Genomic DNA, 20,357 nt, shown 5'->3' on the forward strand with positions numbered 1-20,357 from the left:
TCGCCGCCTTTTTCGTATTGCGGTAAAGACGGGCTGAAGCTGCTGCCGTCGGTGTAGCCCGGTTCATTGTCGGGGTTTTCACCATAGTTGCTTATTTGAGGTAAAGAAAAAAGGCCGTCTGAAAGCTTGGGAGTGTTTTTCAGACGGCATTAAATTCAAATCCATAGAACGCGTGTGTGCTTTGGGCACACACCCTACCTGTGGATTTTAGGTTTCATGCAGGCTACGGCTTGCTACACGCTCTTCCCAGATTTCTTCAGGAATATAATAGGGTGACCCTAATTCTTCTTTCGTTAAGCTACTGATTCCACGCATATATAAACCAGGCCAGCTATCTTCCTCAGGAATATAAGCAAATTCGATATTAAATTTACCATTTTCCTGTAAAGTAACTTGGCATTGAGTCCAAGGGGTAGTTTGAAATAATGGAAGTTTTTGCAAATTTTCTAACAAGCCGACTATTTCATCATCAATTTCTTGAATGGGATTGTCCCACCCTTGATAAAAATTATGTTCAGTACCGTCTTGATCAAACCAGCGTGTACCAGCTTGCGTAACATTATCGTAAATTCTCGCGAGAAAAACTATTTTTTGAGTTTCTGTTGGCATAATTGACCATAGCAATTTTCCAATTTTTTGATAGATTATCTGATCTTGTTCTAACATATTCTATTTTCCTGTCGAAGTATTTTTTAAATTAATACTATCTAAGGTTAAACCATCTATAGTTTGATGAATGATAAAGCTATTGGGTCTCTTGCTGCTACCCGAATAAACAGGTTCAATTTTGACCTGAACTTTTCCTCCGGAACTTAATACATTTTTCCATTGTTGTTCAAGCTTATACCATTCTCCACTTGCTCCATTCAATTTGGCATCCATCGGTACTAAATTTACACCTTCACCCGGACCGCCGAACATTGAAGCAATCAGATGGCCGCCGCAGTCACTACCTTGTCTACATTCCCTCCCTGAAACACTTTGTTGGTATGAATTTCTATCCCAAGCGTCAAGTTTTAAATCTGCTGTTACCTCTTTGACACGCTTTTGTGAATCGGTTGCATAAGTATAACCGTTTTCAAATTCATATACGGTATTGGCTTCCGGTTTATTCGCAAGTTTATTCCAGTCCCCTTTCTTTCCTCTAACCAGTTGTGTCCTTGATGAGCTCGGTGTAGTTGAGTTTGATACGTTTGGTCTATTGGTCGATGTGGTATTTTTAACAAGTTGACCATTACTAGCCATTGCGAGCTGATTGCTATGACCTAATGATCCCTGAACTTGTTGAAGCACATCCGAGAGAGCAGCTCGTACCTCTCCCCAGTTATTGTTTCTAGAGGCACGCTCAACCATTTTATTAAACACAGCACGGCTAATTCTTAAGCCTTTGCCTGCAGGAGGGAATATATCAGCTGCAGCAAAGATGTAATCGGCTGCATTTTGAGCTTCTTTTGCCCCTTTGATGGTGCTAACAACCGGTATCCAATCTCCTAGATACTCATAAATCAGCTTTCCATTTTCTCTGCCATAGTTGGCTCTTACAGTGCTGAGCTTCCTACTGCAAGCTTCTACAGATAAGCCTTTGCAATAATGGCTTTTCTCAAAATTATCCAAAATGGACTTTTGGATGGCTCCGCAATTGGCTAGTGGCGTAGGGGAAGTACAACCACTGTCGTTATTCTCCACTGCATTCTGCCCCAACACCCCGCCAATCTGCGCGTTCAACGCCGCACCGCCGTCTCCGGTCGCGCCCACGATGGACGCAATCACACCGGTAGTGGATTTGATTTCGTCTTTGATGTGCTCGGGCAGCAGGTTGGGATTGAATTCGCCCGTTTGCGGATCGATGGCGGTTTGGCCGTCGTTATACTGCTGCGACAGGTATTGTGCGGCTTTCTCGGCTGCAACGGCCGCCGAGCCGCCGCTTAAAGGGTCGCCGCCGTTAATATAGCTTAAGGTGGCGCCTAAGAGGAAGTGGCCGACCATTTGGGCGGTTTCGTTTCGGCTTTCTCCGTGGCCGAAGGTGTTGCCGATGGCGGCTGCGGCGTAGGGCGACAGGGTGTCGGCGGCGGTTTGCAGGTTGGTTTTGCCGCCGAGTATGCCGGTGAGCAAAATCGTGCCGGCGTTCACTGCGCGGGATTTGCTGCCGCCTATGCCCCAGTTTTGGGCTTCGGTGTCGGCATGGCGGTAGGCTTCGGATTCGCTGATCAAGACAGCCTGGCGTTCGCTGTCGCTCAGTCGGCTGAAGGCTTCGTAGCTGCCGTCGTTTCGTGCTTTCAGACGGCCTTCAAACTCTGCTTCGGCTTTGGCTTTGTCTTCGGCGGCGGCTTTTTGGCGGTTGCCGCTGAAGGTACGCGCAGCCGATACGATGTCGGTGGTGGCCTTCGCCACAATCTGCTGTTTCTCCGTAATCTTGGCCAAATCGGGCAGGGTGGCAACGGCTCTGTGCGCACTGCCTCTGTCGCTGTGGATACCTAGTTCCTGTACGGTGGTGTCTTTACCGCCTATGTTCAGACGGCCTTCGCTCAGGGTGGCGTAGGTGGTGCTGCCGTCGCTGCCTTTTTCGTATTGCGGTAAAGACGGGCTGAAGCCGGTGCCGTCGGTGTAGCCCGGTTCCTTGTCGGGGTTTTCACCATAGCCGCCGCTTAAGCCGACATTAGACGCGCTGTAGCTGCTTTGGTTTTGAATGTTTTCAAAGGTAAAGCGGTTGGCGGTCAGTTCGTTTTGCTCTTTCGGCGCGGTGGAGGCAATCGCGCCGCCTTTGAGGTGGACGCTGTCGGCGTTGATGTGATAGCCGCCGTCGCCGGCGAAGAGGCCGGATTGGACGGATACGGTGTCGCTGCTGCCCGAGGCTTTGCTTTGGCTGAAGTTGCCCGAGGCTTCCCATGCGGTGCCGAAGGATACTTGAACGCGTACGCCCGCGCCGGTCTGTTTGTTTTCCTGCTCGATATGGTCTTGAACGCTTTCGATGTTCAGACGGCCTTTGACATCGGCATCGATGCGCTTGGCGGTGGAGGTTGCCCCTTTGAGTGTGGTGTCGCCTTGGCTGGCCAATTGGATGTTGTCGGCTTTGAGGGCGGTGTGGTCGTGGGTTTGGGCGAGATAGTGGTTTTTGCCTTTGCTGCCGCCCACTTCACCATAGGCGTACACACCGGTTTGCGCGCCCACGGAAACGCCTACGCCCACCGATGCCCCGAGGCTGCTGTTTTTGCCGTCGGCGCTTTGGGCGGATTGGCCGGATTCGAGGATGAGGTCTTTGGCCGAATCTAAGCGCAGGGTGTCGGCGGCTGTGGCACGGGTGTGCTGCAGTCGGATACCGCCCTCGGTGGAACGGATATTGAGGTCGCCGCCGGCGTTCAACACATTGCCCTGACTGAGGCTTTGGCTTTGGTCTTGGCTGCTGTTGGCGGTTTTGAAGCCGAAGCCGACTTCTGCTTTGGCCAATGCGCCGCCGCTGCTGGCGGTGTTGTAGGCGGAATAGGCCTGTGCGCCGGCCGCCAGCGTTTGCAGTGCCTGAGTGCGGTCGTCGGCTTTGCTCTTCACCGCGCCTTCGGCGGCATTCACCAAATCAATCAGCGGCGAGGATATTTTGGCAAAGGTGCCGATTTTGACATCGCGCTCGGCTTGGTGGCTGCTGCTGAGGTTGCGGGCGGCCAATACGTCAACGCTTTTGGCGGTGATATTGAGGTCTTTTGCTGCCAATACATCGGCAACCTGCTGGGTGTAGTTGCCCTCGGCCTGAATATGGACATGACCGCCCAAACTGCCGATTTGCGATTTGACCTGCTCGACTTGCCTGCTGTTGCTGTCTTGGCGGTTTTTCATCCAACCGGCGAAGTGTTCGGTATCGGAAATCACCGCCGTGCCGATGCCGCTGGTGGTTTGGCGTTCGGATTGGTTTTGGCTGTTTTGGGTGGAGCGGATGTTGATGTCGCGGCCTGCAATCAGGGTAACGTCGTCTTGGACTAAAGAAATGCCGTCTGAAAAGTTGGAATTTTTCAGACGGCATTGAATTCAAATCCATAGAACGCGTGCGTGTTGGCGCACATACCCTACCTGTGGATTTTAGGGTTCATGCGTGCTACGGCTTGCTGGCGTACATATTCTACCTGTAGATTTTAGATTTCATGTAGGTTACGGCTTGCTTACTGGAAACAGTGGATGTTCCTCATCCCATCCTAATCCGTAGTCCTCAAAAATCTTTTCTAGTGCTTCAATCAAGGAAGCATTAAGTTCAGGTGGCTGCGAGCCAGGACTTTGCTCAAATGCTTCTGGATGATATTGGCGTAAAAATGCCATGCCTTTTACACTTAGACCAAAATGTGAATCAATCCAAATGACAGATTCACCATCATATGGATGATTTACTGCCAACGTGTGACAAAAATCTTTGATTCCATCATAAGAATATTCATCTGATTTGGTTAGGATGGTTTCTGGATAGATTATTGCCAAATCACAGATAACAATTCTATATATGAAATCAACAGCGCATTGTCGTTCGAATCTACTACAATCGCGTAAAATCCATGCAATAGTAATAGGCTCCAATGCTAAAACTTCTAAGAAAAATTGTGCTTGTTCTGCAAACTTTTTGTTCATTTTCATAATTACTTATTACCTAAGCTTGGAAATTTAAATTTTAATAATGGCTTATTACCATTTAAAGATGTCAACCTAGGTGACTTATGAATTTCTACTGTGGCAGTATTCATATCAGTTGCTGCGCTTGCCTTGCCAGCAGGCCGATATGCAATGGTTGAACCGTCTGGCAATCTTGCATTCCAGCAACCCACACAATTACCATGATTCATTTGCATACCCTTGCGTAATTCTTCCTGAGTCGGTTTCCTCCCTAAAAATGTTTCGGCAAATTTTTCAGCCGTAGAGTTAGGATTTTGAGAAGCAGGCATAGTTCTCGGTGTCCCTAATTTACCTATCGGTGTACCTGGCAACTTCCCCTTTTTCAATTCATTTGCCAACTGCCCAGCCCTTGCCAGCTCAGTTTGAATACGATGAGTTCTTGTTTCTTGAACATTCCTATCCACCCGCTCACGGTTTTCCAGCCTGTTTCCACCGCCGCTTTGAACATTTTCCAAACCATATTGCTGTTTGAAGTAGGCTTCATCCAGCTTTTGGTTACTGTTGCTCTCGGTTTGTCGGGGCTTACCTGCTGTACTCAGACGTTCGGCTGCATGAGATTTTGCCACGGTTTTTTTAGCAATGTTTCCACCTCTACCGCCTGCCGCCATTTCCATTTGGAAACGGGCTTCCTCGGGTGTTTGGCCGTCATTCACCGCCCATTGCCGCTGAACAGCAACAAAACCACTGTCTCCGCTATGGATAATCGGGTTTGCCGTTGGCAGCCAGTCCCGTTGTTCCGCGCGGATAAACTCTGATTTTTCATACGGCGGAAGCAAGAGTAGGGTGTGTGCCTCAGCACGCACGCGTTTTAACAGTATACAGGGTATCTGGATTTAGCTTTTATGAGGAGAATGAATGCCGTCTGAAAAATTTGACAACTTTTCAGACGGCATAGGGTTATAGGCCATAGAACGCGTGCGTGCTGGGGTACACACCCTACACATGGATTTTAGGTTTCATGCAGGCTACGGCTTGCTACCTGTGAATTTTAGAGTTCATGCAGGTTACGGCTTGCTGCCGAGGTTAAAAATACAGTCGCTACGCTTGCTTACTGATATAAAAATTTGTTTTGGAATCTGAGAAGTCTAGGTAACAGCATTCTGTTTCTTGTTTTTCATTTACTACAGTAGAAATTGGATAATTCAACAGTTTTATGCCTAAATCATCTACTTCAATGTTATTGAGACTTATAAAATTGATTTTTTTTAAATAGTTAATTATTTCATCATTTGTTTTTCCTATCCAATTTAGATAATTTTGTTCTTCAATACTAAATTTATTAGGGCTGAATATTTCCATAGCTAATAATTTATTTTCCTTATCATAAAAGCAATGTACTCCTAAATCTGGAATACATCCATGGTGTTAATTGAGTTCGGGGACTTTTTTACTTCCTTTACCTGTGAGGAAAAAAAATGACGAATTTCTGCACGGGAGGTATCGTTGGAAACAGCAAAGTAGTTTTTTTGAGAACAAAGATATATTTTCATTTTATTTTCCTATTTGGCACTTTTAAAAGATTCTGGGTCTAGTGTTTTTGAATATTTGAGCATTTCATTTATAGCTTCATCATATTTACTACCAAATTTAGATCTAATATCTTTTACGTCCATATCAATCGCTTCTTGAAGTTTTCCTTGGTTTAATAAGCTTTTTTGCTTTGCTCTGTATGCTTCTGCTTCAGGAGAGCGTCCATAACTTTGAGTTAATCTATGATCTCCTGGCTCCATCTGAATAGCAGGACCATTTTCGCTGCTAATAGGCGCGCCTTTATAACAAGCTTGTGCGGGGCAATGATGAGAATCAAGTCCGTCATTAGCAGGCTTTTTAGTTTCAGAATGCGCACCACCTTTATATTGATTAGGCTTACTAGCCACCGCCTGACTAGGAATCTCACCCTTCGGCACTTTAATGCTGCCACCATTTCCAGCTACCGACAGCATAACATTATCATGCTTCAGCTCATTAGCCATCACTTGGAAATAACGGAAGGCTTCTGATGTCTTACCATGCTTCAGCAAATCAACCGTTTTATCCAAAGCGTTTGCTGCCGTTTTTCCCAATCTTTCAAATGGCACAATGGCAATAAATGCCAGCATCTTACCTTCCGCCGTTTCCGCTTGGGCATAAGTGCTGCCGAAATCATATATCGGGAACAAGCTTGCCAAGAGGGTATCGACTACCGGTGCACCGATATATTTTGCAGCAACCATTTCTCCGCGTTCATAGCGTTGACGGAGTCGTTCGCATTCTGCTTTGGTTTTGCAGCCTGAGGTTTTAAGCAGTTCGGCTTTGGGATTTACCAGGAGACTATTATTCTCCACCGCATTCTGCCCCAACACCCCGCCAATCTGCGCGTTCAACGCCGCTCCGCCGTCGCCGGTCGCGCCCACGATGGCCGCAATCACACCCGTGGTGGATTTGATTTCTTCTTTAATCTGCTCGGGCAAGAGGTTGGGGTTGAATTCGCCCGTCTGCGGGTCGATGGCGGTTTGGCCGTCATTGTACTGCTGCGACAAATATTGCGCCGCTTTTTCGGCGGCAACGGCTGCACTGCCGCCGCTTAACGGGTCGCCGCCGTTGATGTAGGCCAGTGTCGCGCCCAAGACGAAGTGGCCGACCAGTTGGGCGGTTTCGTTTTGATTGGCTCCGTGGCCGAAGGTGTTGCCGATGGCGGCTGCGGCGTAGGGCGACAGGGTGTTGGCGGCGGTTTGCAGGTTGGTTTTGCCGCCGAGTATGCCGGTGAGCAGAATGGTGCCGGCGTTCACTGCGCGGGATTTGCTGCCGCCTATGCCCCAGTTTCGGGCTTCGGTGCCGGCATGGCGGTAGGCTTCGGATTCGCTGATCAAGACAGCCTGGCGTTCGCTGTCGCTCAGTCGGCTGAAGGCTTCGTAGCTGCCGTCGTTTCGTGCTTTCAGACGGCCTTCAAACTCTGCTTCGGCTTTGGCTTTGTCTTCGGCGGCGGCTTTTTGGCGGTTGCTGCTGAAGGTGCGCGTAGGGTGGGCATTCATGCCCACTCGGACAGTAAATTGGAAAAGGCCGTCTGAAGATTTTGGTTTTCAGACGGCTTGTTTTTATAAAAGCACAATGAAACAAGGTGGTGGGTAGTGAGTGCCCACCCTACGCTTGCTTGCTTAATCATAGGCTAAAGCCAACGTTTCTTCTGAATCTAATTCATTTAATAAAATTACTTTATTTATAGTATCAATTTTCCATTCTGATATTATATCAGTCGATATATATTTCTCTCTTATGAGATTTTGATTCGCGATGATTGCTCCCAGCTCATGAATGATACAAATTTTTCCATTTGCTAAAAAGAATAGATCAAAGAAAACGCCGTCTAATTTCAATAATTTTGATTCAAGGCTTGGTATAGAAATACAAAAAACGGAAGAATCAAATCCAATAAATGCCTTTTGTTTGTCAGAAGAAACTAACACCTTGGGGTTAACGCCTATACTAGAAATTGCTAGGCCAATACCTAAGTTCAATTCTTTGTAGAGATTAATTAAATAACATTCATAAACCTCTTCATTTCTTTCTTGTAAAATAATATATTTATCATATTTCTTTTGTAACTCATCTTTCAACATGTTTATTAAATTGTAAGAACATTTAGCTAAAATCATTATCTGTCTCCATGTGTAAAGCGGCCTGTCGGACCAAATATTTGACCTGTTATCAGTTTGTTTCCATCCCAAATAGTTTCAAACTTCACTGATCCGCGTGGTCCCATTAAAAGGGTTTCCCGCACTACTCTTCCATTTTCTTGAACTTTAACTATAGTAGAAGGATTGGTATATGCATCTCTAAGATGCTGTGATAAATACTTACGCGTTACAGAATTATCCGGTAACCCAATGCTTTCTAATTGCCTCAACATACCGGTTGAGCGATCAATATTATGTTGATTGCCTGTTGCTCTACCTAAAAAGTAATCTAATTTTGTTCCAATTTCGGCCTGCTGATTAATGACAGTTCTTCTATTTGGTATTGGGGATTTATTGGGAAACGACATCCCTGTCTTACCTACCGCAGCAGACTCTTTTAAACTCCCCCCGCGGCCACCTGCCGTCATTTCTGTTTGAAAGCGGGCTTCCTCAGGTGTTTTTCCATCATTAATTGCCCATTGCCGCTGAACAGCAGTAAATCCGCTATCGCCGCCATGAATAATCGGGTTGGATTTTGGCAGCCAATCCCGCTGTTCCGCACGAACAAACTCGGATTTTTCATACGGCGGAAGCGCGGATACAATGCCCTGCATTTTACTGGCAATGGTAAATAATTGGCCGCGTTCTTTACTTCCTTTCGGCAGTTTGGCGGCGGCAGCTTCCATTTTACGGCTGTCGGCTTCGTATTCGCGCTTCAAGCTGGCTAAAGCTTTTTCTTTATCGGCACCGCTCATATTACTTTGGCGGATTTTCTGCTCTTCTTGAATAAAATACTCAATACTTCGTGCACCTGATTGCTTGGCAAGTTTATCCAGCAGTGCAATTTCCGTTTGTGAGAGCCAGCCTTTTTGTTTGGCAGTTTGGGAATGCAGCCAGTTATTCTCCACCGCATTCTGCCCCGCCACAGCACCAATCTGCGCATTTGCAGCCGAACCACCGGCCAAACCGCCCGATACCGCACCGAAGGCAGACGACAAGTCTTTAATCAATACCTTTTCCTGCTCGCCCAGTGCGTTCGGATTGGCTGCTGCTTCGCCAAACAGGGTTTGTGTGATGGCTTTAGCCGCCAGTTCGCTGCCTGCGCCGCTGATGGCGCCCGCTTCAAAGCTGCCGCCGTTTACAACGGCCAATACGCCGCTGTTGACAGCATGGGCAAGCAGTTGCAGCCCTTCATTCGGATGGCTGCCGTTTTGGCCGAAGGTTTGGCCGATGATTTCGGCAGTGTAGGGGCTCGCGCTGTTCACCGCTGCCTGAACTTCGCTTTGGCCGCCCAGTATGCCGGTAATCAGTGTCGTACCTGCGTTTAAGGCGCGGGCTTTGCTGCCGCCGGTTTCCCATGCTTTCACATTCTCCCGTGCTTCGTTCAGACGGCCTTGTGCGGCATCAATATCGCTTTGATTGCCGCTGAAGGTTGCGCCCATCAACTCGGTTTCAGCATTGCTGAGGGCTGCTTGGGCTTTGGCCAGTTGGTTTTGGCGGTAAACCGATACGGCTGAAGCCACATCTGCCGTTGCCTTCGCCACAATCTGCTGTTTCTCCGTCATCTTGGCCAAATCGGGCAGGGCGGCAACGGCTCGGTGCGCACTGCCGCTGTCGCTGTGGATACCCAGTTCCTGTACGGTGGTGTCTTTACCGCCTATGTTCAGACGGCCTTCGCTCAGGGTGGCGTAGGTGGTACTGCCGTCGCTGCCTTTTTCGTATTGCGGCAAAGACGGGCTGAAGCCGTCGGCGGTACCGCCGCTTAAGCCGACATTAGACGCGCTGTAGCTGCTTTGGTTTTGAATGTTTTCAAAGGTAAAGCGGTTGGCGGTCAGTTCGTTTTGCTCTTTCGGCGCGGTGGAGGCAATCGCGCCGCCTTTGAGGTGGACGCTGTCGGCGTTGATGTGATAGCCGCCGTCGCCGGCGAAGAGGCCGGATTGGACGGATACGGTGTCGCTGCTGCCCGAGGCTTTGCTTTGGCTGAAGTTGCCCGAGGCTTCCCATGCGGTGCCGAAGGATACTTGAACGCGTACGCCCGCGCCGGTCTGTTTGTTTTCCTGCTCGATATGGTCTTGAACGCTTTCGATGTTCAGACGGCCTTTGACATCGGCATCGATGCGCTTGGCGGTGGAGGTTGCCCCTTTGAGTGTGGTGTCGCCTTGGCTGGCCAATTGGATGTTGTCGGCTTTGAGGGCGGTGTGGTCGTGGGTTTGGGCGAGATAGTGGTTTTTGCCTTTGCTGCCGCCCACTTCACCATAGGCGTACACACCGGTTTGCGCGCCCACGGAAACGCCTACGCCCACCGATGCCCCGAGGCTGCTGTTTTTGCCGTCGGCGCTTTGGGCGGATTGGCCGGATTCGAGGATGAGGTCTTTGGCCGAATCTAAGCGCAGGGTGTCGGCGGCTGTGGCACGGGTGTGCTGCAGTCGGATACCGCCCTCGGTGGAACGGATATTGAGGTCGCCGCCGGCGTTCAACACATTGCCCTGACTGAGGCTTTGGCTTTGGTCTTGGCTGCTGTTGGCGGTTTTGAAGCCGAAGCCGACTTCTGCTTTGGCCAATGCGCCGCCGCTGCTGGCGGTGTTGTAGGCGGAATAGGCCTGTGCGCCGGCCGCCAGCGTTTGCAGTGCCTGAGTGCGGTCGTCGGCTTTGCTCTTCACCGCGCCTTCGGCGGCATTCACCAAATCAATCAGCGGCGAGGATATTTTGGCAAAGGTGCCGATTTTGACATCGCGCTCGGCTTGGTGGCTGCTGCTGAGGTTGCGGGCGGCCAATACGTCAACGCTTTTGGCGGTGATATTGAGGTCTTTTGCTGCCAATACATCGGCAACCTGCTGGGTGTAGTTGCCCTCGGCCTGAATATGGACATGACCGCCCAAACTGCCGATTTGCGATTTGACCTGCTCGACTTGCCTGCTGTTGCTGTCTTGGCGGTTTTTCATCCAACCGGCGAAGTGTTCGGTATCGGAAATCACCGCCGTGCCGATGCCGCTGGTGGTTTGGCGTTCGGATTGGTTTTGGCTGTTTTGGGTGGAGCGGATGTTGATGTCGCGGCCTGCAATCAGGGTAACGTCGTCTTGGGCGGCAATACTGCTGCCCAAGATGCCGATATCGGCTTTTTTCGCCTGCAATACGGCTGCGCCGCCGGCAGACAATTGCGTGCCGGTGGCTTTGTCGAGGCTGCCTTGCGCTTCGCTGCGGTCGTTGAAGGTGCCAAACGGAATCACTTCGCGGTTATCAATGCTGAAGCCGCTGCGTTTACGCTCGCCGCTTTGGGCGGCCGTATCTCGGGCAAAGCCCAATTCGATGCTTTCCGTAGCAGAAAGCAGGGCATTGCCTTCGGCGGCGAGTTTCGCGCCTTCGCTCTTGATATTGCCGTCGGTGGCAATGATGTTCAAATCGCCTTGTGCGGATACCGAGGTCACGACTGCCTGAGTGCCTTCGCTATGGCGGCTTTCGCTGGATTTTTGGCGGCCAGCTGTGAAGACTACGGGCGTCGTTGCGGCATAAATGGCTTTACCGATGGCATCACCGCCCTGTATGGTTTTACCGACAACAGAACCGCTGTAACCGCTGCCCTGCATATTGCGGTCGTAGCTGGCTTTGGCTGCTTCAAACGGATTCACGGTAATACTGGCCGATACGCCTGACTGCTTGGCTTCCATACGGCTGTCGCTTTGCGATGCGGTGTGCGCGGCATTGAGCGACACATTGCGGCCTTGTGGGGTCATATCGCCGCCGGTAGCCAAGACAGCAGCTTCGGTGGTCAGATTGTTGCCCGCAATAATGGCGGTGTCTCCCGTGATACTACCGACTTGGGAAACGGTGAGGCTGGTGGAAGCATCATCTTGATTGAGTTTCTGCGATGATTTACCCACACCGACGCTGAGCACACCGTCTTTAAAGCCGCCGCTCAAACCCGATCGTTTGCGCTCGTGGAACTCATGGTCGGCATAAGTGTTTTCAGCTGCGGTAATGTTCACATCATTTCCCGCCGCCAACACCGTGAGGCCGTCTGAAACCGCGTTGCTGCCGCGCATATTCAAATCCTGCCCGGCGCGAATAACGACCTCATTGCCTTCAATAGTGCTGCCCGCCGCTTCATCGTGCCGGCGGCGGTATTGGTCGAGTGAAGTTTTTTTAGAAGCGATGCTGCGCGATTTGCTGTAAACCGATTCGTCCAAGTCCAGAGTTTGGCGGCCTTCGGTGATATGGACGTTGCGGCCGGAGAGGGTAACCCTGCCTTTATCGCTGGCAATGCTGCCTTGGCGGACGGTCAAACCGTCTTTGGCGGAAAGCAGGATATCGCCCGAGGTACTGATGCTTGTACCTGCTTCGGAGGTTTGGCTGATGTGGCGGTGGTTTTTATCGCTCAATCCGCCCCGTTTGCCGTGTGACTCGAGTTTGGCGGTACCCAAACCGATGCGGCCGTCTGAAACGATTTGGGTTTGACCCTTGGCTGCTTCGTTGCGCAGGTCGGCGGCGACAAAGTCGATGCTTTCGTTGGCTTTGAGGCTTAAGAGGCCGTCTGAAGCATTGTTGACATACAAACCGGCCACACGGTCTATTTGGGTTTGGCCGTTGCGTCCGTCGCCGTGGGTGGATGTCGTGGAGGCAACGCGGATGCGGCCGGCTTCGACGGCGAGGAGGGTGTCGGCTTCAACGGTGCCGCCGTCGATGTTTACGTCTTGGCCGCGCAATTGTACTTTACCGCCTTGAACCACACCGCTGTTTTGGATATCGGTGGCGGATAAGTCCACAATCTTGCGTCCGGCCAGAGTGCCGCTGTTGACGATGCTGCCCGCGCCGTCCACTGCCAGCTTGTCGGCACTGATTAAGCCGCCGTGGGCATTGATGTCGCCGGGTTTGACGGTGAGGTAGACTTTGGGTGCCAATACGTCAACCGTGCTGCCGTCGATTAAGGTCAGGGTTTGCGTTTCCAGCCAAACGATGTCGGCAGTAAGCCGCGCCACTTGTTCGGGCGAAAGGGCGATGCCCGGTGTGAGCTGCTGCTGGCGGGCGAAGGTGATGCCGGCTTCCATCAGGGCTTTGAACTGTTCTTCGTCGTTGGTATAACCGTCGAGGCGGCGGTAGCCGGTTAGGCGGGCGATTTGCTCGTTCACCAGTTTTTGTTCGTAATAGCCGTCGCCCAGGCGTTTGTGCATATGGCTCGGGTCGAGGTTGAGGGCGTTGAGCATATAGCCGCTGCCCAGCCATTGTTTGTCATTGGCAAAGGCCGGATCGGTTTCGACCAGATACGACGGGTTGGCCGGGTTGACGGCATACAGGCCGGAAGTCGGCAGCTTGGTGGCGGTGTTGAGGGTTTTAACGGGCGCAGGGGTGCTGCCGCCGTGGGTAACGGCGGTTGGGTTGAGGGCGGCGGCTATTGCCAGATTTTGAAGCTTGCCGAGTGAGGCATTTTCCTGATATTTAAGCGCCGGGCTGTCAAGGTCATGGGTGAAAGGCTCGACAGGTGTGTATGCAGCATATTCTCTTTCTACACGACGGGGGCGACGCTTTCCGGAATACCAGCGTTTATCCCAAGTTGAGAGATACTGCTGACCAATGTTTTCTAATCGACCTTGTCCTTGTGTGCCCTGATTGTTGATGTTTTCCTCCAGGCCGTCTGAATCCAAATTACCGCCAATCAATATGTGGCTGTCTGAGTTCAGCCAGTTGCTGCCAGCAGCAATCAGATTGCCGCCAATCAGAATTTCCGCCGGCTTGCTTGTTTTAATCCGCTGGCGGTATGTTTTGATATGGTAGTCCCATACATTCCAATGCTCGGCTTCAACTTGGCTGCCATCCGGGAAATGAAAGCCCGCGGTCTTTTGGTCTTTCTCACTGCGAGAATTATCAAATGTCCCATCCCTGCCTTCACGATAACGGACAGCCTCTCCCGCTGGTGCGTATTCTTTGATTTGTCCGCTGGTTTCGGCCAGATATTCCTCCAATTCGAAGTGCTTGTTCAGGTTTCCCAGAGATTTCGCTGCGATTCGTGCATTTCCACCGGCTTCAATCGTGGCACTGGCATTAATCAAACGGTCAGCCATACCTTGCGCCTGATGCTGCTCATCCAAACTGCCGCCGATATTCAAACTGCCTTCGCTGGAAAGCTTCGCCTCTTCCTGATTGGTAATCTCCTTCGCCCCCACGGCCAAATGCCCGCGCGCGGCGATGGTGGCAGCTTTGGTTTCGCCGTTGGCCGTTTCTTCTTGATTCACCAGCTTATCCGCTTCAATACCGACCCAGCCGCCATACACGCGGCCGGTGCCGATGTTCAGTACGGTATTGCCGGCATCCAAAAGTGTCAGACCGTTGCTGTTGATTAAACCGCGGTTGGTCAGGTTTTGCGCTGTGAGTCGGGTGTCGCTGCCGGATTGGATGACACCGGTAGAGGTATTGTTGATGTTTTGGGCTTCGAGCAGCGCGAAACGGCCGCCTTCCAGCGTGTAGCTGTTGTTGATGCCGCCCTCGCTGCTGACGCTCAAACCTTGTCCGGCGCGGATGTCTTGTTCGGCGGTAAAGCTGTCTTTAAGATTGAGCGACAGGTTTTGATTGGCCGCCAGCCCTCCTTGTGCCGCCAGCGTTTTGGCTTGGATGTCGAGATTTTGCCCGGCCAGGATTTCACCCGAAGCATTGTTAATGTTTAAGGTTTGCTGATTACCGTCGTGGATGCGGATGTCTTTGGCTGAACTGATGAGGCCGCTTGGGTTTTCGAGGCCGTCTGAAACCTTAAGCCCGGTCATTTCGTCACTGCGGATTTTGCCTGAGCTGTTGTCCAGACGGGCGGCTTCGGCTTTCAGACGGCCTGTGTCGATTTGGCCGTTTGGATTGAGCAGGGCTGCGGCTTTGATACCGGCCTGTCGGTTGACGGTGAGTCGGCCGTTGCTGTTGTCCAAGGTTTGGACGGCTGCAGCCAAGCTGCCGCCGGATTGCAGGGTGCCTCGGCGGTTATCAGTGGTTTGGTTGCGTATGGTAAGCGTTTCAGTGGCAGTTAACGAGCCTTGGCGGTTGTCCAGGGTTTGCGCAGTAATCCCGGCTTGGCGGGTGATGATTTCGCCTTCGCGGTTGTCCAATAATGCGCCTCGGGCATTCAGGTTGCCCAAATGCAGCTTGCCGCTGTTTTCCAGGCCGTCTGAAACCTTCAGACGGCCTTCGGCCAAGGTCAGCGGTACGGCAGTCGCATCATTTTGAGTTTGGATTCGGCCTGACGCGGCGGCGGTGGTCGGTGTGGCAGGCGTGCTTGGGGCAGCATTGCCGCCGTTGCCGGAAACATGGTCTTGGTCGGCATAAGCGATTAGACCGCTGTTGTTCAATTTGCCGGCTTCAATAGTGAGGCTTTGCAAACCGGTTTGCGCCATGTCGCCGCTGTTGTTCAGACGGCCGGTTTCGATGTCGAAACGGGCAGCCTGCAGGGTTTGGCGGTTGTCGAGGTTTTGTGTGCGGATATTCAGTTCGTCGGATGAGGTGATCAGGCCGCTGTTGCTGACTTTCGGGCTTTGAATTGCGGTTTTGCCTTGGGATGACACGGTGCCGCTGTTGTCAAACGCCGCAGCTTGAATGGCCGCATTCGCCGCCTCATTCGGGCTTTGCGTGTTGTCGGCGGCGATGATGCTGCCGCTGTTGCCGACTTTACCGTCTGCACTCAGTGTTACGCCGCCAGCCTTGGCAAAGGCTTGGCCGGCATGATGGATGGCAGAGCCTTTGTCGGTGGAAACCAGCTTAATTTTGTTGGCATACATACCGCCCAGTTGCGCGGTGTCGATGGCCACGGCAGGAGCTGGGCGGCCGTCTGAAACTTGGGTGTGGCTGCCGTCGGCCGCTACATCGTTGCTGCCCGATACCACGCTTAAATCTTTTGCCCATACACCGGCATTGATTTGCGCAGCGCGGGCAAGAATGCGGGTATAGTCGGCATTGGAGGTATCCAAGCCGCCACCGTTGACGGCAATGTTACCGTCGCGTACTTGGAAGCCGCTAAGGTTGCCGTTGTCAAACAGCGGTTTGCCGGTTGTCAATGTCACGCCGGCCGCATTGATAAAGCCCGCACCGTTTACCTGAATACCGGCAGGATTGGCCAATACCACATCTGCGCGGCGGCCGGCCACTTCAACATAGCCGTTGAGCAGCGAAGGATTGGTGCTGTTGACCTGATTCACAATCACCCGGGCTTCACCGCGTGCCAGCCACGGGTTGCCTTGAATCCAACCCGCCTGCTGCGTCTGCACATTGCTGCGGCTGTTGTTCAAGATGGCACCGCGTTTGTCGACATCGAATTGGCGGTATTGGTTGACCGACACGCCGCCCGCACCCGGGGTTTGGATGTTGACCTGCGGCAGTCCGTTGGCCGTCTGTAAAACGGTGGGTTGTTGGCTCAAAGGCGCGGATTTGTCCGCCTGAATCCCTGCCGCATAAGCCGGTGTCATTGCGGCCGAACCGGCAGCCAATAAAACCGAGAATGCTGCAACTTGCATTTGAAATTTGGCGCCTTGGCCGTCTGAAACGGTAACGGCCGACCCATCCCGAACGTTTTTACCGCCGCGTGCGGTATTTTCGGCAACAGCCATCATCATGCCGCGTTTTTTATTGAAGATGACTTTGTAACGGGTTTTGTTCATGGCGGGTTCCTATGAAGCAAGAATACCCCATGCCTGCGGTTTTCAGACGGCATGAGGGTAGGGATGGGATTAGAAACTGTAATTCAGATTGATGCCGACAGTCGTGTTGGCAGTGCGGAAATGTTCGGGCTTTTTAATGGGTTTACCCACGAAGAGGTCATAGAAGAACTGTCCGCCCGCCTTAACCTGACCGCGTGCACCTACGGCTGCACCGGTCAAACTTTGCCCCAGTAAATATTCGGCAGAACGGCCGGAAACATGGCCGGTATCCATCCCCAGATAAAACTGATGATTAGGTTGATAGTGCCAAGACAAATCGTTGCGCCAATACCAGCCGCGCTCGGCGGAGAGCGTGGTTTCGCCGTCAAAACCGCGCACGGTATAACGGTTGCCGATAGAAATTTTGTCCAAAGGTGTCAATGGCGTTTTATTCCGTTGCGCATGAAGATTACTGTCGAACGTAAGATTCTGTTTGCCTAACTGAAACGGAAGATTGACACCGGCATCGGCCGTAATAATCTTCATGCGCGAAGTCCCTTCACCGAAAGCTTCTTCCGGCGCTGACAAACTGTTATTGCGGCCGGTACCGCGTTTATAGCCCAAGCCCAGATTCAACGTGGCTTGGCCGATGTATTCCTTATGGCTTAAATGGGCAGACCAACCGGCCGTGCGGCGGCGTTGCACTTCGATTTCCGCATCATTGATAAAGCTGTGCGTCTCGCGCTGCCACAATTTGAACGCGGCATGGGTTTTACGGCGGGCATCACGGTAAAGCAGGCGGCTCACGCCGACATCGCTGTTCCAGCTTTTACCGTTGTAGTCATACACTTCCGAATCACCCGCCACGGCCTGATGATAGCGGTAGTAGCTGTGGTTCCAAGACCACAACCATTTGCCGAACGGCACGGAATAATGGAAAGCATAGCCGTTGGTACCGCCTTTGGCCGTATGGGCATCTGAATCGGTTTCGGCGGAACGCGTACCTAAATCACGGTTATACGAAGCGTAAAACAAATCGCTCAAACCCAAAGGGTTATCGGCGGAGAAAGTCACATTGCCCTGATAGCGGCCGGTGGCTTTGCTGCCGGAGTTGTCAAAACCCAAAGTCAGGCGGTAGGGAAGGGGGCGCTGCCGCCATTGCACCACCACATCACTCACATCCGCTTTTTCAGACGGCATGATTTGGATATCGGCCTCTGCGGTGGGAATGCGTTTGAGGTTTTCCAAACCCTGTTCCAAATCGCGCAGGTTCAACAGGCCGTCTGAAGCAGAAGGAAATTCGTTTTGAAATGCGGTAATCCGGCCGACATGGGTTTCTGCGGCATGGCTTTCATCAAAACGGATTTGACCGATGCGGCCGGGGAAGACAGTCAATTCCAATTTGCCGGAATTCAAATCCTGAGGCGCAGCCAAAATCCGCGTGGTGGTATAGCCGCGGTCAATAACGGCGTTTTGCGCTAACGTCATGATGTGGTTGATGCCTTGCGCACCCAGACACATGCCCGGTTGGAAGCCGGATTGTTTGATGGCTTTATTCAGTGCAAATTGGAATTTGTTTGCAGAATCGCCAACCAAAGAAATATCGTGAACGGTGAAACAGGGCGATTCGTTTTGAGGAAGCAGCAATGAGGAAACGGCTTCTGCGGTTCGGTCTAAGCGCACATCCGGGGCAGACTGCATTTGCTGCTCAAGTTGGCGGAGACGTTGCTGCTCCTGCTGGGCTTGTTCTTGCTGAATCAGACCTGCTTGTCGTTCATCAGCCAGAGCCGGCATAGCCGTAGTTGCCAGCAAAGCGAACGGCAACATCAATGAACGGCAGCTTGAAGAAAAGTGAAAGGCGGACATGCTTGGAACCTGTAAGGTGTTTGACTGAGCCATGTTATTGGAATAGGGTAAAGAAAAGCAAAGTTCATAAAACCAAAGGTCAATTATTTGGATAGTCGGCCACTTCAATTAGTAATTGACTTGTTATTTTATATAATATAATCAATATTATATTTGAAATTTACCTTAAATTTAGGGCCGAGTGAATGAATTGCGCGATAGCAGGGGAAATCCACACTATTTCAGTCCAAATAGATATTGTTTTTGCATAAAAAACGGCTGCCGAAGCAGCCGTTGGGGTTTAGCGTTTACCGCACAGAATCAACATGTCTTCCAGGTATTTCAAAAGGTACTGCTTTTCCACCGGCCAATGGCGGTCGGTGTCAAAGGAATACCACGAACCTGCCCAATCGTTGATGAACCACGCCGTCGTCCAAAAACCATTGCTGTGGCGGGCACTGTTGATTTCCAGCTTGTCCTGCCGGATTTTACCGCCGTAGCCTTTTGAATGAATCAGAATCGGGATGGTGACGCTGCCTAAAACATCGGCGTAGCGGCTGATGCAGGCCTTGGCCTGCATCAGCCGTTCGACATCGATTTCAATAGCTGTATCGGGTACGCTCAAGTCATCGTCGGAACTGCACCAGAACATACTTTCCCGGTCATTGGATTTTTCAGAGATTTCCAAGTAAAGCATAATGAGGCGGTCTTGGATGTTGCTACAAGGGTAAAACTTCAGTTCGGATTCATACATACGTTGCCCCTTCAGATACAAAGAGACGGATGTATGCCCTGACGGGATACACCCGCCGGGTGGGTTGCTTTTCAGACGGCCTTATTCGTCATCATCTTCCTCATCTCCGTATTCGTAGCCGAACACTTCGATGGCAAACTGACGGATATTACGGCCGCTGTCCGATACCTGTTCGTCAATCAGGACAGCGCCTTCATTACGATACCGGCCGGCTACGCTGTTACTCTTCTCGAGATAGATGGCTTCAAAGTTCAGCATGGGGAAACCTTTGACAAGCGCACGATAAAAAACTTCCGGCGGGCACCATCCGGATTCGAAGGAAGCCGTCAGCTTTCCCGGAGCCGGTGATACCCGGCAATAGAAGGCTTCGCGGCCGACACCCCCAATGTTTGATACGCCACGCATAGGCACTCATCTCTCCGACCGCCTGTTGGCAGGCTTGTGCGGATTCGAATACGTCGCGCTGATAATCGTAGCGTTCAGCCAAGTCGGAATCGGCATTCAGACGGCCTACCAAATCATCTGCCGTCATTTCCTGCCAACAGGGAAAGTCTTCGGCCAACTTTTCAGCCAAAAGACCGGCCGGGCCGGTGCGGTCAGGCTTCAGGGCTTTGGGTAACAAGGTATCCGGCCCTGCCTGAGCCAGTACGGTCATCAGCAGATTGAGTGCATGGTAATCGAGTTTGGCCAAAACTTCAGGAACCGGCACAAGGCCGTTGAAATCCAGAATCAGGCCGTCGCCTTTGTCCGGATGGTTTTCGTGATTCTCACGCACAATCAGTGCGGTGAGGCGGTCGATTTCCAGCTGTGTGCCGGTAACGGTAAAGCTATTGGAACACCAATTAGGCATAACAGACTCCT

The 20,357-nt window shown here is 51.5% G+C and carries 13 protein-coding genes and 1 pseudogene; 1 reads left to right on the top strand and 13 read right to left on the bottom strand.

Going from position 1 to position 20,357, the window contains the following annotated elements; all coding sequences use genetic code 11:
• Positions 1-207: 207 nt before the first annotated feature.
• The 3 genes and pseudogenes from CGZ65_RS05675 to CGZ65_RS15345 all read right to left on the bottom strand — a co-directional run.
• On the bottom strand, positions 208-666 hold the full coding sequence (locus CGZ65_RS05675; protein ID WP_096295156.1) for an immunity protein YezG family protein: 459 nt from the start codon (positions 664-666) through the stop codon (positions 208-210).
• Positions 667-669: 3 nt separating this feature from the next.
• On the bottom strand, positions 670-3,186 hold the full coding sequence (locus CGZ65_RS13990; protein ID WP_463139857.1) for a DNA/RNA non-specific endonuclease: 2,517 nt from the start codon (positions 3,184-3,186) through the stop codon (positions 670-672).
• A gap of 309 nt (positions 3,187-3,495) precedes the next feature.
• Positions 3,496-3,825 (bottom strand): annotated as a pseudogene (locus tag CGZ65_RS15345) (hypothetical protein); the annotation flags it as partial.
• 12 nt (positions 3,826-3,837) lie between these two features.
• Between CGZ65_RS15345 and CGZ65_RS14605 the strand changes: the two are divergent.
• Complete coding sequence (locus CGZ65_RS14605) at positions 3,838-3,969, top strand: hypothetical protein (RefSeq protein ID WP_269768632.1); 132 nt, start codon at positions 3,838-3,840, stop codon at positions 3,967-3,969.
• 165 nt (positions 3,970-4,134) lie between these two features.
• On the opposite strand, the gene CGZ65_RS05685 is transcribed toward CGZ65_RS14605, so the two are convergent.
• The 10 genes from CGZ65_RS05685 to CGZ65_RS14005 all read right to left on the bottom strand — a co-directional run bounded on the left by CGZ65_RS05685 (position 4,135) and on the right by CGZ65_RS14005 (position 20,346).
• On the bottom strand, positions 4,135-4,608 hold the full coding sequence (locus CGZ65_RS05685; protein ID WP_096295158.1) for a hypothetical protein: 474 nt from the start codon (positions 4,606-4,608) through the stop codon (positions 4,135-4,137).
• A 2-nt stretch (positions 4,609-4,610) separates the two neighbouring features.
• Positions 4,611-5,420: a hypothetical protein gene (locus CGZ65_RS05690; RefSeq protein WP_157742718.1), complete on the bottom strand. Its 810-nt coding sequence runs from the start codon at positions 5,418-5,420 to the stop codon at positions 4,611-4,613.
• A 723-nt stretch (positions 5,421-6,143) separates the two neighbouring features.
• Positions 6,144-7,655, bottom strand: coding sequence for a VENN motif pre-toxin domain-containing protein (locus tag CGZ65_RS13235; protein ID WP_269768633.1), 1,512 nt, complete (start codon positions 7,653-7,655; stop codon positions 6,144-6,146).
• Positions 7,652-7,786, bottom strand: a complete 135-nt coding sequence (locus tag CGZ65_RS14610; RefSeq protein WP_255419128.1) for a hypothetical protein — start codon at positions 7,784-7,786, stop codon at positions 7,652-7,654. Before CGZ65_RS14610 ends, CGZ65_RS13235 begins: the two co-directional genes overlap by 4 nt.
• On the bottom strand, positions 7,779-8,276 hold the full coding sequence (locus CGZ65_RS05705; protein ID WP_096295161.1) for a hypothetical protein: 498 nt from the start codon (positions 8,274-8,276) through the stop codon (positions 7,779-7,781). The genes CGZ65_RS14610 and CGZ65_RS05705 overlap by 8 nt, the downstream gene beginning before the upstream one ends.
• Positions 8,276-16,918 carry a two-partner secretion domain-containing protein gene (locus CGZ65_RS05710; protein ID WP_096295162.1) on the bottom strand — a complete coding sequence of 2,881 codons (8,643 nt, stop codon included), beginning with the start codon at positions 16,916-16,918 and terminating at the stop codon, positions 8,276-8,278. Before CGZ65_RS05710 ends, CGZ65_RS05705 begins: the two co-directional genes overlap by 1 nt.
• A 69-nt stretch (positions 16,919-16,987) precedes the next feature.
• A complete protein-coding gene (locus CGZ65_RS05715) occupies positions 16,988-18,763 on the bottom strand; it encodes a ShlB/FhaC/HecB family hemolysin secretion/activation protein (RefSeq protein WP_096295163.1) in 1,776 nt (591 codons plus the stop codon).
• 280 nt (positions 18,764-19,043) lie between these two features.
• A complete protein-coding gene (locus tag CGZ65_RS05720; RefSeq protein WP_096295164.1) occupies positions 19,044-19,496 on the bottom strand; it encodes a hypothetical protein in 453 nt (150 codons plus the stop codon).
• A gap of 81 nt (positions 19,497-19,577) precedes the next feature.
• Positions 19,578-19,754, bottom strand: a complete 177-nt coding sequence (locus CGZ65_RS14000) for a hypothetical protein (protein ID WP_157742719.1) — start codon at positions 19,752-19,754, stop codon at positions 19,578-19,580.
• Complete coding sequence (locus tag CGZ65_RS14005; RefSeq protein WP_096295165.1) at positions 19,741-20,346, bottom strand: hypothetical protein; 606 nt, start codon at positions 20,344-20,346, stop codon at positions 19,741-19,743. Before CGZ65_RS14005 ends, CGZ65_RS14000 begins: the two co-directional genes overlap by 14 nt.
• Positions 20,347-20,357 lie beyond the last annotated feature (11 nt).

The sequence above is a fragment of the Neisseria weixii genome, from assembly GCF_002327085.1.
GTDB classification, from domain to species: Bacteria; Pseudomonadota; Gammaproteobacteria; order Burkholderiales; family Neisseriaceae; genus Neisseria; species Neisseria weixii.